This window comes from Micromonospora sp. NPDC048905, assembly GCF_040649655.1.
Classification (GTDB): Bacteria; Actinomycetota; Actinomycetes; order Mycobacteriales; family Micromonosporaceae; genus Micromonospora.
Window position 1 is genome coordinate 159,536 of record NZ_JBEZFV010000001.1, and the last position, 17,153, is coordinate 176,688.

The 17,153-nt window shown below is 68.5% G+C and carries 7 protein-coding genes; 3 read left to right on the top strand and 4 right to left on the bottom strand.

Features of this window, described 5'->3' with window-relative positions:
- Positions 1-130: 130 nt before the first annotated feature.
- On the bottom strand, positions 131-1,510 hold the full coding sequence (locus AB0C01_RS00765; RefSeq protein WP_357245318.1) for a cation:dicarboxylase symporter family transporter: 1,380 nt from the start codon (positions 1,508-1,510) through the stop codon (positions 131-133).
- Between the two features lie 100 nt (positions 1,511-1,610).
- On the opposite strand from AB0C01_RS00765, the gene AB0C01_RS00770 reads away from it, so the two are divergent.
- The 3 genes from AB0C01_RS00770 (at position 1,611) to abc-f (ending at position 5,936) form a co-directional block, all read left to right on the top strand.
- A complete protein-coding gene (locus AB0C01_RS00770) occupies positions 1,611-3,197 on the top strand; it encodes a sensor histidine kinase (RefSeq protein WP_357569874.1) in 1,587 nt (528 codons plus the stop codon).
- Positions 3,194-3,889, top strand: a complete 696-nt coding sequence (locus tag AB0C01_RS00775; protein ID WP_357569875.1) for a response regulator — start codon at positions 3,194-3,196, stop codon at positions 3,887-3,889. Before AB0C01_RS00770 ends, AB0C01_RS00775 begins: the two co-directional genes overlap by 4 nt.
- Positions 3,890-4,298: 409 nt before the next feature.
- On the top strand, positions 4,299-5,936 hold the full coding sequence (abc-f, locus tag AB0C01_RS00780) for a ribosomal protection-like ABC-F family protein (protein ID WP_357569876.1): 1,638 nt from the start codon (positions 4,299-4,301) through the stop codon (positions 5,934-5,936).
- Between the two features lie 52 nt (positions 5,937-5,988).
- Here abc-f and dnaE read toward each other — a convergent pair whose 3' ends face one another.
- The 3 genes from dnaE to AB0C01_RS00795 form a co-directional block, all read right to left on the bottom strand.
- Positions 5,989-9,519 carry a DNA polymerase III subunit alpha gene (gene dnaE / locus AB0C01_RS00785; RefSeq protein ID WP_357569877.1) on the bottom strand — a complete coding sequence of 1,177 codons (3,531 nt, stop codon included), beginning with the start codon at positions 9,517-9,519 and terminating at the stop codon, positions 5,989-5,991.
- A 314-nt stretch (positions 9,520-9,833) separates the two neighbouring features.
- On the bottom strand, positions 9,834-10,097 hold the full coding sequence (locus tag AB0C01_RS00790) for a hypothetical protein (protein ID WP_357569878.1): 264 nt from the start codon (positions 10,095-10,097) through the stop codon (positions 9,834-9,836).
- Positions 10,098-10,102: 5 nt separating this feature from the next.
- Positions 10,103-17,125 carry an RHS repeat-associated core domain-containing protein gene (locus AB0C01_RS00795; RefSeq protein ID WP_357569879.1) on the bottom strand — a complete coding sequence of 2,341 codons (7,023 nt, stop codon included), beginning with the start codon at positions 17,123-17,125 and terminating at the stop codon, positions 10,103-10,105.
- Positions 17,126-17,153: the final 28 nt, after the last annotated feature.

Sequence of the window (17,153 nt, forward strand, 5' to 3'; positions counted from 1 at the left end):
GGCCCCGACCCCGGCGCCTTTCGGTGGTGATCGACACGAGGTCAGCGATATCGGGGTCTCCTACGCGCTCGGACACCCCGATATTGCCGATCCCGTGTCGATCATCGCCGTGGACCAACAGGCGGGACGGTCAGGCGGGGACGCCGGCCGGCGTGGTGGCTTCGTCGGGGCGTGCCGCCGAATCGTCGTCGTGCTCGTCGAGCATCGTGGCCTCGTCGAACGGGTCGTCGCCCTTGAGCACTCCGACCGCCCGGTCCCGGTCGAACTCGCCGGTCCAGGTGCCGACCAGCACGGTCGCCACCGCGTTGCCGGCGAAGTTGGTGAGCGCGCGGGCCTCCGACATGAACCGGTCGATGCCGACGATCAGGCCGACCCCGTCCACCAGGTCGGGCCGGTGCGACTGGAGCCCGCCGGCCAGGGTCGCGATGCCGGCGCCGGTGACGCCCGCCGCGCCCTTCGAAGCAATGATCATGAACAGCAGCAGCGAGATCTGCTCGCCGATGGAGAGCGGGTTGCCCAGCGCGTCGGCGATGAACAGCGACGCCATGGTCAGGTAGATCGCCGTGCCGTCCAGGTTGAAGGAGTACCCGGTCGGCACCGTGATGCCCACGACCGGCTTGCTCACGCCGAAGTGCTCCATCTTCGCGATGAGCCGCGGCAGCGCCGACTCCGACGAGGAGGTCGACAGGATCAGCAGGAACTCCCGGCCCAGGTACCGCAGCAGCGAGAAGATCGAGATCCGGGCCACGAACCAGAGCAGCGCGCCCAGGATGACCAGCACGAAGATCAGACAGGTGGCGTAGAAGCCGAGCATGATCTGGGCGAGGCTCTTGAGGGCGTCCACGCCTGTCGCGCCGACGACGGCGGCCATGGCACCGAACGCGCCGACCGGCGCCAGCCACATGATCATGGCGAGGACCTTGAAGACGACCCGCTGGATGACGGCGATCGCGCCGAGCACGGGCTCACCGCGCCGGCCCATCGCCTGCACGGCGAAGCCGACGAGCAGCGCCACCAGCAGCGTCTGGAGCACCTCCCCCTCGGTGAGGGCGGAGAACAGCGTGGTCGGGATGATCCCGAGCAGGAATTCCGTCGTACCGCCGGCCTCGTCTCCGGCGGCGGCCTTGCCCGCGCCCGCGAGGTCCTGGCCGAGGTCCAGGCCGGAGCCGGGGTGGATGAGGTTGCCGACGACCAGGCCGATGGCGAGCGCGACCGTCGACATGGTCAGGAAGTAGCCCAGCGCCAGGCCGCCGACCTTGCCGACCTTCGCGGCCTGCCGGACGGAGCCGACGCCGAGCACGATCGTGCAGAAGATGACCGGGCTGATCATCATCTTGATCAGGTTGACGAAACCGGTGCCGACCGGCTTGAGTTCCTTGCCGAAATCGGGGGCGACCAGGCCGACCACGATGCCGGCGAGCACGGCCACGATGACGGCGAGGTACAGGTAGCGGGTACGGTCCCGGCGGACCGCCGGTGCCGGTGTGGTGGCGGATGTGGTGGTGTCCATGTCGACAATGTGAACCGTGTCTCACCCGTTGACAGCCTTGCGGTCATTCTGTTCACCGCTGACTCGACAACGGCAGCGGCGCGACGAGGAGGTGGTGAAGGTGGCTCGACGGCAGTGGAGCATCGCCGGGCAACTCTTCGCCCTCCAGGCGATGGTGGTGACGCTGCTCGTGCTGGCCGGCGCGGCGGGCGCGGCCTGGCTGGCCCGCGTCGACTCCCGCCAGGCCGCGCAGGAGAAGGTGCTCGCGGTGGCGCAGACCGTGGCCGGCTCCCCCGACGTCCGCGCGGCCCTCACGACCGCCGACCCGGCCAGCATCCTTCAGCCGTACGCCGAATCGACCTGGCGGGCCACGGGCACCGACTTCGTGGTGGTGATGGCCCCCGACCGCACCCGTTTCTCGCACCCGACCCGGGACCGCATCGGCGAGCCGTTCGTCGGCGACATCGGGCCCGCCCTGGCGGGCCGCGCGTTCACCACCACCAACGTCGGGACGCTCGGCGAGTCGGTGCGCGCGGTGGTGCCGGTGTACGACGAGCAGAAGCGCATCGTCGGCCTGGTGTCGGTGGGCATCACCACCCGGGCCATCAACCGCAAGCTGCTGCGCCAACTTCCCGTGCTGCTGGGCGTCGCGACGCCGGCGCTCGCCCTCGCCGCGACCGGTTCGTGGCTGCTCAGCCGCCGGCTACGCCGGCAGACCCACGGCCTGGGACCGACGCAGATGACCCGGATGTACGAGTACTACGACGCGGTCCTGCACTCGGTGCGCGAAGGTCTCGTGGTGCTGACCACCGATCGACGGGTGGCGCTGATCAACGACGAGGGTCGGCGCCTGCTGGGCCTCGACGCCGACGAGCCGGTCACCGACCGGCCGGTGGCGGGGATCGACCTGCCGCCCGCGGTGGCCGAGCTGCTCGGCTCCGGCCGCGACGCCCTCGACGAGCCCATGCTGGCCGGTGACCGCGTGCTGGTGGCCAACCAGCGGACCGCCCGCTTCGAGGGGGCGCCGCTCGGCACCGTGCTGACCCTGCGCGACCAGACCGAGCTACGCACGCTGGCCAGCGAGCTGGACTCGGTCCGTGCGCTGACCGAGGCGTTGCAGGCGCAGACCCACGAGTCGGCCAACCGGTTGCACACGGTCCTGACGCTGGTAGAGCTGGGCCGGACTGACGAGGCGGTCCGGCTCGGCACCCGGGACCTGGCCCTGGCGCAACAGCTGACCGACCGGGTGGTCGACGCGGTCACCGAGCCGGCCCTGGCCGCGCTGCTGCTCGGCAAGTCGGCACAGGCCGGCGAGCGCGGCGTGGACCTGGTCATCGAGCCGGACTGCCGCCTCGACGACAGCCCACTGCCCACCAACGACCTGCTCACCGTCGTCGGCAACCTGATCGACAACGCCCTGGAGGCGGTCGCCGGCACGCCCCCGCCGCGCACGGTACGGGTCTTCGTCGGCGCCGTCGACGACGAACTGGTGGTCCGGGTCGCCGACAGCGGACCCGGGCTGGCCGCGGACCGGGTGGCGGACGCGTTCCGGCGCGGCTGGTCCACGAAGAGCACCGGACGGGGTCTCGGTCTGGCGCTGATCGGGCAGGTGGTCCGCCGCCACGGTGGCCGCTACGAGGTGACCCGCTCGGACGACGGCGGCAGCCTGTTCACGGTCCACCTACCGGTCGGCGGTGCCCCGCGATGACCGACATCCGGGTGCTGGTCGTCGAGGACGAGCCGCTGCTGGCCGAGGCGCACACCGCGTACACCGAACGGGTTCCCGGATTCGTGGTGGTCGGGGTGGCGCACACCGCGCGGGCGGCGATGGCGGCGCTGCGCGCGGGCGACGGCGGCGACGTGGACCCCGTACTCCTGGATTTTCGGCTGCCCGACCTGCACGGCCTGGACGTCTGCCGGGCGCTGCGGGCCGCCGGCAGCAACGTCGACGTGCTCGCGGTGACCTCCGCCCGGGACCTGGCGGTGGTACGCACCGCGGTGTCCCTCGGGGTGACCCACTACCTGCTCAAACCGTTCACGTTCGCGGCGTTCCGCGACAAGCTGGAACGCTACGCCGACTATCGCGCCCAGGCGCTCGCCGACGGCGAGGTCGCCGCCCAGCACGAGGTGGACCACATGTTCGCCACCCTGCGCGGCACCGCCGGGCACAGCCTGCCCAAGGGGCTCGACGCGCAGACCCTCAATCGGGTACGCGCGGCGCTCACCGACGGGACCGGCCCACAGGCGGGACTGTCCGCGACCGAGGTGAGCGGGCTGACCGGCATCTCCCGGGTGACCGCCCGCCGCTACCTCGAATACCTGGTGACCGTCGACCGCGCGGTCCGCAGCCCCCGCTACGGCACCCCCGGCCGCCCCGAGGTCGAGTACCGCCCAAGGTGACCGTGCTTCCGCGCCGAGCCGGTAGGTCTCTCGAGCCGTGCCTCCCGGTGAGTGCCCCGCCGCAAGATCGCGCAATATCCTGGTTGTAGTGGCATCCGGGACGCCCGACACCACTACATCCAGGTTCGAGCACGATCTTGGGGCCACGTGCCCCACGCGGGAGCACCGCCTGGTCGGGAACCCGGTGGCGGGGTGAAGATCCGTTGTTAGACTTGGCGAGTTGGGTTGGTGACACGACCAGGGAGACCAGACATGGCGGGTGACGACGACATCTCCGGGTGAGACCGGACGTGTTCGGCCATCGGTTCGGCGCGCGTAGGCGCAGCCGCCGAGGCCATGTCGTCGTTCCACCGGTCCCGTGTCGTCGGGCGAGCTAGGCGCGCCCACCCCACCCTTTGAGGTCACTCTCATGTCTGATGCGTTCATCGTCTGCTCGAACCTTTCCTTCTCCTGGCCGGACGACACCCCGGTCTTCTCGGAGCTGTCCTTCACCGTCCCGGGAGGGCGCACCGGCCTGGTCGCGCCCAACGGCGCCGGCAAGAGCACCCTGCTGCGGCTGATCGCCGGGGAGCTGCCGCCCAGCGGTGGCAGCGTCACCGTCGACGGCCTGCTCGGCTACCTTCCGCAGACCCTGCCGATGGTCGGCGACCTGACCGTGGCGCAGGTGCTCGGCGTCGCCGAGCGGATCGCGGCGCTGCACGCCATCGAGGCCGGCGACGCCAGCGAGGCGCACTTCGCCACCATCGGCGACGACTGGGACATCGAGGAGCGCACCCGCGCCGAACTGGACCGGCTCGGCCTCGGTGACCTGGCGCTCGACCGGCGGCTGCACACCCTCAGCGGCGGCCAGGTGGTCTCCCTCGGCCTGGCGGCGCAACTGCTGCGACGCCCGGACGTGCTGCTGCTCGACGAACCGACGAACAACCTGGACGTGGAGGCGCGGCACAAGCTCTACGACGTGCTGTCCGACTGGTCGGGGTGCCTGCTGCTGGTCAGCCACGACCGGGAGCTGCTGGACCGGATGGACCGCATCGCCGAGCTGGACCGCGGTGAGATCAACTGGTACGGGGGCAACTTCACCGCGTACACCGAGGCGGTGCAGGCGGCGCGGGAGGTGGCCGAGAGCAACCTGCGCAACGCCGAGCAGGAGGTCAAGCGGGAGAAGCGGGAGATGCAGCAGGCCCGGGAGCGGGCCGACCGGCGGGCCAGCAACGCCTCCAAGAACCTGAAGAACGCCGGACTGGCGCGGATCGTGGCCGGTGGGCTCAAGCGCAGCGCGCAGGAGTCGGCGGGCAAGGCGCAGGGGACCCACTCGGCCCGGCTCGGCGAGGCCAAGGCCCGCCTCGACGAGGCCGGCCGGGCGGTACGCGACGAGGACACCATCACCGTCGACCTGCCGGACACCACCGTCCCCGGCGGGCGCACCGTCTTCTCCGGCCAGGGGATGCGGGCCCGCTTCGACGATCGGGAACTGTTCGGCGGCGACGGCGCCGACCTGGTGATCCGGGGGCCGGAGCGGATCGCGCTCACCGGGGCGAACGGCGTCGGCAAGTCGACCCTGCTGCGCCTCGTCAACGGCGACCTGGAACCGACGGGCGGCGAGCTGAAGCGCGGCGACGGGCGGATCGCGTACCTGTCGCAGCGGCTGGACCTGCTGGACCTCGACCGCACGGTGGCGGAGAACTTCGCCGCGTACGCGCCGAGCCTGCCGGATGCCCGGCGGATGAACCTGCTGGCCCGGTTCCTGTTCCGGGGCTCCCGGGTGAACCTGCCCGTCGGGGTGCTCTCCGGCGGTGAGCGGCTGCGCGCCACCCTCGCGTGTGTGCTCTGCGCCGAGCCGGCGCCGCAACTGCTGCTGCTCGACGAGCCGACGAACAACCTGGACCTGGTCAGCGTCGCCCAGTTGGAGAGTGCGCTGTCCGCGTACCAGGGGGCGTTTGTCGTGGTCAGCCACGACGAACGGTTCCTCGCCGAGATCGGCGTGCAGCGGTGGTTGCGGCTGGCCGACGGCCAGCTGCGGGAGATCGCGGCCCCCGACCGGGACTGAGCCCGGCCGTCCGCGGCCCGGCCGGATGTACGCCGGCCGGGCCGCGGACCCGTCAGCTCACGTTGGCCGGGCCGAGGACGCTCTTCAGGTCACCCATCAGCGCGGTCGTCGCCGCCACCCGGAACGGACCCAGCCGCAGGGTGGTGGTGCGGCCACCGTTCTGGAGTTTGACGTGCACCTCGGTGTCGCCGGGATGCAGCACCAGGGTCTCCTTCAGTTTCTCCACCAGCGGCGGTGTGCAGCGGTGCACCGGAATGGTGAGGGTGACCGGCTTGTTGGTGGCGCTGGTGCTGACGTCCGGCATGGACATGTCCATCGCCATGATCCGTGGGGTGTCGTCGCGGCGGTCCACCCGACCCTTGACCACCACGATGGCGTCCTCGGCGATGTACTGCCCGATCACCTCGTAGGTGTTGGGGAAGAACAGCGTCTCGACCCCACCGGCCAGGTCCTCCAGGGTGGCCGAGGCCCAGGCCCGGCCCTGCTTGGTGACCCGGCGCTGCACTCCGGACAGGATGCCGGCGAGGGTGACCACCGCGCCGTCGGGCACCGCGCCCTCCTCGGCCAGGGAGGCGATCGTGGTGTCCGCCGCCGCGCCGAGGACGTGCTCCAGGCCGAACAGTGGGTGGTCGGAGACGTACAGGCCGAGCATCTCGCGCTCGAACGCCAGCTTGTCGCGCTTGTCCCACTCGCTCTCGCTGATGACCGGCATCACCGTCGTGCTGCCGGTGTCGGCGTCGCCGAAGCCGGCGCCGAACAGGTCGTACTGGCCGACCGCCTCCTTGCGCTTCACGTCGGCGTACGCGTCGATGGCGTCCGCGTGCACCGCGAGCAGGCCCTTGCGGGGGTGCTCGAGGGAGTCGAACGCGCCGGCCTTGATCAGCGATTCGATTGTCTTCTTGTTGCAGACCACCGCGTCCACCTTGGACAGGAAGTCGTAGAAGTCGGCGTAGTCGCCCTTCTCCTCCCGGCACCGCATGATCGAGGCGACCACGTTCGCGCCGACGTTGCGCACCGCGGCCAGACCGAAGCGGATGTCCTTGCCGACCGGGGTGAACGGTCCGGCCGAGGTGTTCACGTCCGGTGGCAGCACCTGGATCCGCATCCGGCGACACTCGGACAGGTAGAGCGCCATCTTGTCCTTGTCGTCACCGACGGACGTCAGCAGCCCGGCCATGTACTCGGCCGGGTAGTGCGCCTTGAGGTACGCGGTCCAGTAGGACACCAGGCCGTACGCGGCGGAGTGCGCCTTGTTGAAGGCGTACCCGGCGAACGGCACCAGGACGTCCCACACGGCCTGGATCGCCTCGTCGGAGTAGCCGCGCTCGCGGCAGCCGTCCCGGAACGGGATGAACTCCTTGTCGAGGATCTCCTTCTTCTTCTTACCCATGGCCCGGCGCAGCAGGTCCGCCTGACCGAGGGTGTAGCCGGCGAGGATCTGCGCGGCGCGCTGCACCTGCTCCTGGTAGACGATCAGGCCGTGGGTGGGTGCCAGGATCTCCCGCAGCGGCTCCTCCAGCTCCGGGTGGATCGGGGTGATCTCCTGGAGGCCGTTCTTGCGCAGCGCGTAGTTGGTGTGCGAGTCGACGCCCATCGGGCCGGGTCGGTACAGGGCCAGGACCGCGGAGATGTCCTCGAAGTTGTCCGGCTTCATCAACCGCAGCAGGGACCGCATCGGCCCACCGTCGAGCTGGAACACGCCCAGGGTGTCACCGCGGGCCAGCAGCTCGTACGCGGCCGGGTCGTCCAGCGGCAGGGCCAGCAGGTCGAGCTTGAGGCCGTGGTTGAGTTCGATGTTCTTGACGGCGTCGTCGATGATCGTCAGGTTGCGCAGGCCGAGGAAGTCCATCTTCAGCAGCCCGAGCGACTCGCAGGTCGGGTAGTCGAACTGCGTGATGATCGCCCCGTCGGCGTCGCGGCGCGTCAACGGGATGTGCTCGATGATCGGCTCGGCGGACATGATGACGCCGGCGGCGTGCACACCGGTCTGCCGGATCAGCCCCTCGATGCCCTTCGCGGTGTCGATCACCTTGCGGACGTCCGGGTCGGAGTCGTACAGGCCGCGGATCTCGCCGGCCTCGGCGTAGCGGGGGTGCTTGGTGTCGAAGATGCCGGTGAGCGGGATGTCCTTGCCCATCACTGCCGGCGGCATCGCCTTGGTGATCCGGTCGCCGACCGCGTACGGGAAACCAAGCACCCGGGCCGAGTCCTTGATCGCGGCCTTCGCCTTGATCGTGCCGAACGTGGCGATCTGGGCGACCTTGTCCTCACCCCACTTGTCGGTGACGTACTTGATCACCTCACCGCGCCGACGCTCGTCGAAGTCGATGTCGACATCCGGCATCGACACGCGCTCGGGGTTGAGGAACCGCTCGAAGATCAGGCCGTGCTGGATCGGGTCCAGGTCGGTGATGCCCAGCGCGTACGCGACGAGCGAGCCGGCGGCCGAACCACGACCCGGACCGACCGAGATGCCCTGGCTCTTGGCCCACTGGATGAAGTCGGCGACCACGAGGAAGTACGACGGGAAGCCCATCTGGTTGATGACGCCCAGCTCGTACTCGGCCTGGACGACGTGCCCCTCCGGGATGCCGTTCGGGTAGCGGCGGCCCAGGCCGGCGAACGTCTCCTTGCGGAACCAGGACTCCTCGGTCTCCCCGTCGGGCACCGGGAAGCGCGGCATCAGGTTGTGGAACTCGAACATGCCCTTCGGGTCGACCTTCTCGGCGACCAGCAGCGTGTTGCGGCACCCCTGCTGCCACAGCTCGGACGAGTCCACCGCGCGCATCTGGTCGGCGCTCTTGACGAAGTAGCCGCCACCCTCGAAGCGGAACCGGTTGGGGTCGTCGATGTTGCTGCCGGTCTGCACGCAGAGCAGCACGTCGTGGGCGGTGGCCTGCGCCTCGTGGGTGTAGTGCGAGTCGTTGGTGACCACCGGCGGGATGTCCAGCTTGCGGGCGATCTCGGTGAGCCCCTCGCGGACCCGGCTCTCGATGGAGAGGCCGTGATCCATGATCTCCAGGAAGTAGTTGTCCTTGCCGAAGATGTCCTGGTAGCTCGCCGCGACCTTGAGCGCCTCGTCGAACTGGCCCAGCCGCAGCCGGGTCTGCACCGCGCCGGACGGGCAGCCGGTGGTGGCCATGATCCCCTCGGCGTGCTCGGCGATCAACTCCATGTCCATCCGGGGCCACTTGACGTAGTGCCCCTCCATGGACGCGCGCGAGTTGAGCGTGAACAGGTTCTTCAGGCCCTGCGCGTTCTTCGCCCACATCGTCTTGTGGGTGATCGCGCCGTTACCCGAGACGTCGTCGCTCTTCTGCTCCGGCCGACCCCACTTGACCCGCGCCTTGTGGTAGCGCGACTCCGGCGCCACGTACGCCTCGACGCCCAGGATCGGGGTGATCCCGGCGGCCATCGCCTGGTTGTAGAAGTCGTTCGCCCCGTGCATGTTGCCGTGGTCGGTGATCGCCACCGCCGGCATGCCCAGCCGGTTGGCCTCGGCGAACAGGTCCTTCAGCCGGGCCGCTCCGTCGAGCATCGAGTATTCGGTGTGCACGTGCAGATGCGCGAACGAATCGGCCATGCCTGGCGCCCCCCGGCGGTGTGGATCTTGTTGGTCGGAGCCGACCGGGACCTACCCTACCGAGGTGATCTCGACGGCTCCACCGTCCGCGCCGGCGGCCGTGGCCCGCGTCTCGTCGCGCGGCAGCCATTGGCGCCTCGCCGGGGGCAGACACCCCGCGCCCCACCGAACCGATCCGCGATGACCTTGGGTCAAGCACGACATCGCCGCCAACTCACCTCGCCAGGCGAATCATCGAGGTGCCTCCGGAGCACCAGGAGGCCCCGCAGAGAACGGTAACGATCTCGGCGGGGCCTCCCGGCTCGATAGGCTGACTACCCGCCCATCGTGGACCTCTTCTTCCGGGCAATCTTTAGGTCGACATCGAGTCCACTGAGCCGAAGTGGCTCGCGCTGGTCATCGATCACGACGACGTGAAGCACGTCGCCGACGGCAGACGAACGGTCATCAGCAGTCCAGGCGGGATCCTTAGTGTTGTCGATCAGCCCTCGCGTCCCGTCCTCGAACTCAACCTCCAACCCCCAGGGCCGACCCGCGATTACCGTTACGTCGTATTCCTGATGCAGAAGATGATGCACGCCTGTCACTCTTTCTTCATGGGCACCCAAGTCCTGCCCCGAGTAAGCGAATTGAATTCCTCGAGTCGCCCGAACGGTATCTCGAACTCGATACGCGCGGTACCACCGGGCCCCTGCCAGTCATAACGTTTGCCAGTACCGAAGAAGCTTTCCAGGAATGAAGCTTCCATCTCGTACCTAATCATTCCGGGTGCGTAAGGACCACGGCCCTGATACTCGGCCGCCACGCTCTTTTCGCCGAGGTAGAAATATCCGTTACTGCCCTCTTGGTTCTGCATTTCCGGGTTTGGACCGTGCTTCAACTCGAAATCTTTGTCGGCGGACTTCGGTGTTCTGTAGATGACGATTGGATCACAGTTATGCACAAGGACCGGAGTGATGCCTGCAAGCACATAGTACGTGTGCACTTTCGAGACCGTGAGGTCACGCATGACCTTGCTGCCGCTGAAGTTGAGCACCTTCGCAACGGTCACCAACTCGCCCGATGCGCTCTTGAGCCACTCCGTCAGCTGGAGATCTGCGGCGTCGACCCACTTCTGCCGACTCTCGCTCCAGAACGGGTGGTGCTGAGTCGTCTTGAGGGTGGTGAACGTGCCATCCTCGGTCCGGACGGACAGGTCCGTCAGGTCCTCGTCCTGGTTGACGTGCAGCGCCTCCACCGACTCGGCAGAGGTGACCCCCGTCTCCGGGTCATGCGCCAGGACCTCGTCGCCCTCGGCCACCTCGGCGATCGGCCGAGCGGACCCGTCGGCCATGAGGACCTGGGTCGCCGGGTCGAAGCTGTGGAGGCAGCCCTCCTTCTTCGTCGTCGTGCCACTGCTGTTCTTGTTCGGCTTGCCCTTGGTGCCCGGGTCCGGCTTCTTACCGGGCGGGGTGGCCGGCTTCGGTTTCGGCGACAGGTCCTTGGCCCGTGCCTCGGCCTTGATCTGGGCCATCTCTTGGGCTTCCCGGGCCGGGTTGATCTTCGGCGTGCCGCCCTTGGTCGCCCGACCGATCGCCTTCTGGGCCTTGTCGGCGAGTTCCTTGCGCGCCTTCTTGCACGTGTTCCGGGCTGCCGCGCAGACCGACGGGCCGGGCATCAACGCCTCGGCGGCACTGCCGTAATCTTCTTCATAGATGTAGAAGGCAGTGTTCAGGCCATCGGCTGCGGATCCCAGACCAGGAATAACCGCGGCGCCATCCAGCGTGTCGTGGATGACCTTGTTGTTGAACATGCCCTTGTCGCGGCGGGTCGAGAGCGGCTTCTCCCCACCCTCGATGATCTGCTGGCACTGGTATCCACTGATGCCGTGGGCGCAGTCGTAGTTCCACCCCGGAGTAGTGGGGACGTCGACTCCGGCGTATTCGGCGATGATCCTGCCACTGGGATCGCTGTACGTGGTCGGGTTGTTCGCCGCGTACGTATAGGCCGGCATCTGCTGTGGATTACCGGGATCGTTGACGGGGTCGACCGAGATGAACCGACCAGCCGTCGGGTCGTACTCTCGGGCACCCAGGTGGGTCAGCCCCGTCGGGTCCTGGTAACCGCCCAGGAAACCCTGCTTGTTCGGCCACGAGACCGCCGCGCCACGCGACGCCCCGTACGGTGTCTGCCGCCGTTGGGTGATCGTCTGGTTGGCGTCCGTGGCAACGCTGACCTGCGCTGTCCCCTGGTGGTCGCTCGCGAGCCAGGTGATCCCGGTGGTCTTCCGCTGGGCGATCGCCTCACCGTTGAAGGAGTAGTACCGGGTGGCGTCGAGCTGGCCGTTGTTGTTGCGCCGCAGCTCCTGGTCTCCGAGGAACAGCGTGCTGCCGGTCGCATCCTTGGCGATGAGCCGGTTGCCGGAAGCGTCGTAGATGTAGGAGTTCGTGCCGGCGCTGTCGGTGAGCGTCGCCAACCGCCCCTCGACGTCCCAGGCCAACGCCTGCTGGCCAGCCGGGCCGGGCCGCGTCTTCGTGTTGCCGGCCTCGTCGTAGGTGTAGGAACCGGTGGTCGTGCCCGCGTTGTCGGTCCTGCTCCAGCCGTCCAGACGGTGCGGCTGGGCAGCTTTCGCGGCGGGGTACGAGTAGCTGGTGGTCACCGTGCCGGTCGGGGTGCCCCGCTCGGTCTGCGTCAGCCGGTTACCGATCCGACCCTTGGGGTCGTCCGGCGCGCCGAACGACCACTTCTGCCAGTACGGCGCCGGACCACCCAGCTCAGACTCCGCAGCCGGAGCGCTGTTGCAGCTCGAGGACGATGGAGTCCACGCCTCGGTGAGCCGCCGCTGGTGGTCGTAGGTGAAGCACTGGGTGTCCCGCGGCCGGGCACCCGAGTTGTCGTCGATCTTGAGAAGGTTGCCGCTCTCGTCGTAGTCGTAGAAGACGTTGGCGATGTACGAGGGCGATGCCGACCGGAGGATGGCGCTGCTCTTGACCCGGCCGGTGGCCTCGTCGTAACGGTCGGTCGTCTGCACGAACTTGGCCCCGGTCAGCTCCGTCGACCGGGTCAGAGTGCTCAGCTCGTACAGGTTGGTATAGCCCGACTGGATGGCGTAGTAGCTGACGTCGCCGTAGTTGGTTGCCAACTGGTCGGCCATCGCGTATGTCTGGTCGTACTTGTAGGTCAACACCTCCTGGTCGAGTCCACCGACCGCCGGAAGAGTGACCGTATTGGGCGAACCGTCGGCCAGGTAGCTGGCCTTTGCGGTGAAACTGCAGGTGGTAGCGGCGGCACCACAGAAGCTCGCCTGCGAGGGCGGCAGGGTCAGTTTGGTCTGCGTCGGCCGGTACAGGGCGTCCACGGTGACCGTCTCGGTGCGGTACTCGTCCGTGCCGATCCAGCGGGAAGACGACTTGGTCAGACCCTTGAGCGGCAGGTCGTAGGTGTTCTCGATGCGCTTCTGGCCCGTCAGACTGGTCTCGCGGACGGTCTCCGGGCGACCCAGACGGTCGTAGGTGTAGTACAGGTCAGGGGTGGTCGGCCGAGAATCGCTGGTCTGCTCCACCTCACCCCGGCTGTTGTAGGTGAGAGTCGTGGTCCCGGCGTCCGGGTCCGTCGACGAGGTCATTCGACCCTGGATGTCGTAGGTGTACGACCAGGAGTTGCCCGAGGCGTCCTGCACCGATGCCAACTGGCCCACCGGGTGGTAGGTGTACTTGGTCTCGTCGTACGTGCCGGTCGCAGTTCGGCCGTGGTACTGCCACAGCTTCTCCATCCGGCCGTGCGGGTCGGTCCACGCGGTCGTCGCCGACTCACCGGCCGAGGGCACGACGGTCGTGTGATCGCCGTGGAAGGTGGTCGACGTTCGCGCCTTCTCCACCTGCACGCTCGACTCGGACGCCAACAGCAGCGAGTGCGCGGGACGGCCCGCACCGTCGAACAGCGTCCTGGTCTGGCTCGGGACGTCCCGGTCCAGCCCGGAGTAGAGCGTCGTACCCGGTGCCGCGCTGTTGTGATAGGCGGCATTGGCCTTGTAGATCCGGCCCGCCGCGTCGTAGAAGGTGTCGGTCAGGATGCGACCGCCACCATAACCGGCCTCCTGCGTCTGCCGGGGACGGCCGAGCGCGTCCATCAGCTCGTACGAGGTGTTGTACCCGCCTCTGGCGTTCACCGACCGGGACGTGACCGACGAGGGTGCCGACTTGGACAGGTCGTAGCTGAAGCTGGAGGACGGGTCCAACGGGAAGGTCGCCCTGTCCCGTCCCGGGATCCACACCGCCGTGGTCCGCCCCATGGCGTCGTAGGCCACCTCGGTGACCCGGCTGTTGGCGTCGGTGCTCTTGATCGTCAGCCCGGTGGCCGGGTCGATCTCGGCGGTGTCGGTCCAGAGCAACGGGTTGGTCGAGACAACCTTGGTGACCGGGCCGCCGGTAGCCGGCGTGTATGCCGTCGTCGACTTCTCACCGGCGATGTCCGTGGACTCGATGACCCGGCCGAAGGCGTCGTACTTGGCAGTGGAGACCTGCTGGTAACCACGGACGCCGCCGGTGAAGCTCTTGATCGTCTCAATCGCGGTTATCAGACCGTCGGTCGGGGCGCTGCCGTAGCCGAGTGAGTCGAAGCTGAACCTCGTGTCGGCGGTGATCTGGTTCTCCGCGGTCGGGGCAGTGGCACACGGCCCCGCCCAGCCGTGCGTCCGCTTGACCGGGGTCAACAACCAGTCGGCGGTGTTGCGGGCGTACTCGGTCTGCACGCACCCCTCGTCGCCGGTCGTGGCGTCGTCGCCGCCATCCTGCACGCTCGTCGGCATGCCGTAGCCGTCGAAGGTCGTGGTGGTGGTGGACCGGCGAGTTCCGGTGTCGGTCTTGGTACGGCTCTTGACAACCGCGACCCGTGCGTAGCGGGCCTCCGCGACCGGCGTTCCGGCGCGGGTCGCGGTCGGCGGGTCAGAGCGCCACATCTCGTTGACCGAGGCGGCGAGGACCGTCGAGCCGAGCCAGGTGATCTGCTCCCGTGGCGTGCCCGAATAGTGGTCGTAGTCGTTGGCCTTACCACCCTCCAGGCCTTCGACCTGGGTGGTACGAGTGCCGCCGGCGGCGAGCTTGTCGCCGTACATGCCGCGGAAGTAGAGCGTCTCGGACTTGACCCGCTCGGCACCCTCGCCAATGTAGGTGATCACCGTGGGATAGCCCCGCCACTGGGACCAGGTCTTCCGGTCGTCCGGGCTGAGCCCGTCATCGTCGTCGTAGTGCCACAGCGGCTGGCTCTTGGTGTCGTACTCGTAGGCGGTCCGCAGCGGGCGGGCGCCACCGGTGTGGTCGATCTGCTGGACCTCGGTCACCACGTACTTGTGGAAGTAGTCGGTGAGCGGGTCCACCTTGCCCTGCGGGATCCACCTGACCGGGTAGCAGCGCAGGCCGTTGTTGTCGAGGGCGGTTGGCATCGTGCCGCCCTTGGCGCACTGCGGCGGGCTGTAGGTCACGTAGATCTCGCCGCCGGTCTCCAACCTGATGGAGTTGACACGCCACCAGTTCATGGCGAGCGCCCAGTCACTACCGGTGGCGTCGACCCGGTTCTGCATCTGCTTACCGCTGAAGGTGACCTCCGGAGCCGTCACCGTCGTTCCGTTGAGACCCCGGTGCGTGATCCCGTCCAACCAGAGGCCGGCACGGGTGCCGTCGCCCGGGTCGGGGAAGCTCTGTCGCAACGTCCACGAGTCAACGGGCTGGTACGACGAGGTGGCGGCCTTCCACGCCTTGGTGGTGACCACCGTCGTCCGCTTCGCCGACCAGAAGGTGGGAGCCCCGAACAGGCAGGGGTTTGTCGTCGCCGTGCACTCCTGGTCCCAGGGAGTATCGGGCCAGGTGGTGGCGTCCTTCGTAGTGCAGTTGGACAGACACCGATCGACGTTTGTGAACTCCACTCGACCCGGGGCGTTCTGGACGTACGGGCTGGTCGAGGAGTACTCGGTGCCGTCCCGGCTGTCGGTGCCGTAGTCGATTCTCGTGAGGTATCCCGCCCGGTCGTACGACACGGGTGACGTTCGGTTCTGGTTCTTGGCGTAGTAGTTGGTCTCCTTGGTCCACCAGAGAGACATCGTGTTGCCGTGGACGTCCTGGACGTAGTCCAGATTCCACCGCCACGCCTGCTTCTTGCCGCCGCAGTCGGACGACGCGAAGCTCGCGGCGTGGCACGGTTCGTTGGGGTTGTTGCCAAACACCGGCACGGTCAGGGTGGAGTTGGTGACCGGACGGTCGGTGCTCCAACCGGGCAGTTGGTGCCGTCCGAACCAGTACTGCGTCCCGTCGACGCTGGTGACCTTCCAGTACTCGTTGTCGTCGTCGCCATTGCCGTAGGCGGGCGACTTCAACAACTCGATCTTCGAGCCGTCCTCCTTGCGAGGGTGCCACCTCCCGTCGCTGTCCTTGAGCAGTTCCATGGACGAGCCGCCCAGGGAGAGAACCGCGTTCTCCGGACCCCAGCAGAGATCGCTCGTCTCGGTGGTGTTGTTGGCGTTTCCGCCCATGTCGTCGAGGCAGGTCTTGTACCGACGCTCGACGAAGCCCGGCTGGTAGTCGAAGCCTTCGCCGATGGCGCCGGGCTGGTTGTTCGTCGCCGCCTGCCGACCGTCCACCGACTGCGACGAGTAGGAGAGGCCGAGGCTCGGAGAGGGACCTCCCGGACCAGGGGGCACGCTCATCGGATAGGACCACTGGAAGCTGCCGGTGGAGCCACTGTGCTCCCAGGACGAGGCGGGAGCGAGACTGGAGGCGGAGTAGTTGCCCGCACCACCCTGACTGCCCGCGACCAGGGCGACCATGGTGCCGGCCATGGCCGTGGCGGACCCCAGACCCAGTCGCTTCGCGTCCGTCGTCGACATCGCCGGCCTGAATGCCGCCGCCGCCACCGAGGCTGATGCCGTCTGGGTTCGCACATCGTTGCGCGACTCCAACGGCGACAGCTCACAACCCTTCGTGCCGGGCGTGGTCAGGGCACACTCCGGCACCTGCACGAGGCGCAGGCGCGACGACCAGTCCGCGCCGTACGCCGAGGCGAACCCGGAGTAGTCCACGCCCACCTCGACCGGACCGGCCGACGTCTCCCCGTCCGTACGCCCGACGCGCAGCAGCAGACCGCCGCGCACACCGGCCGCCTCCGCCTCTGCCCTCGGCAGCACCTCGACGCGTACCTTGCCCGGTGGGGTCGCCCCGGCCCGGGCGGAAGCCGCTGTGGTCACCGGCCGTACCGTCACCGGCAGCGCGCCGGCGCGGACGGCTGCGGCGTCCCCGGTGGTGCGGGCACCCGTGGCGGCGGGCAGGCTCACCTCGGCGGCACCGGCGGCCGGCCACGCCGGCGCCGGGCGCCGGACCTTGGCCGCCTCCTCCTCCGGCTCGGGGCCGGGCTTCGTGGCCTTGACGGGCTGCACGGGTACGGATTCGTAGCGCTGCGCCTCGAGCCGCTTGGCCTCCGCGACCTGCTGTGCCTGTGCGGGCACCTGCCCGATGAGCGTGCTGGCGAGCACCGCGAGCAGGCCGGCAGAGATGATCTTCCGGCCCTTCGCATCCGCGGCGCCGAATGTCGGTCTGGGCCGCCAGGGGCGGCGTGATCGACTGGATCTGACCGTGTTCATCGTTTCCTTTCCAGGGGGTGACAACACG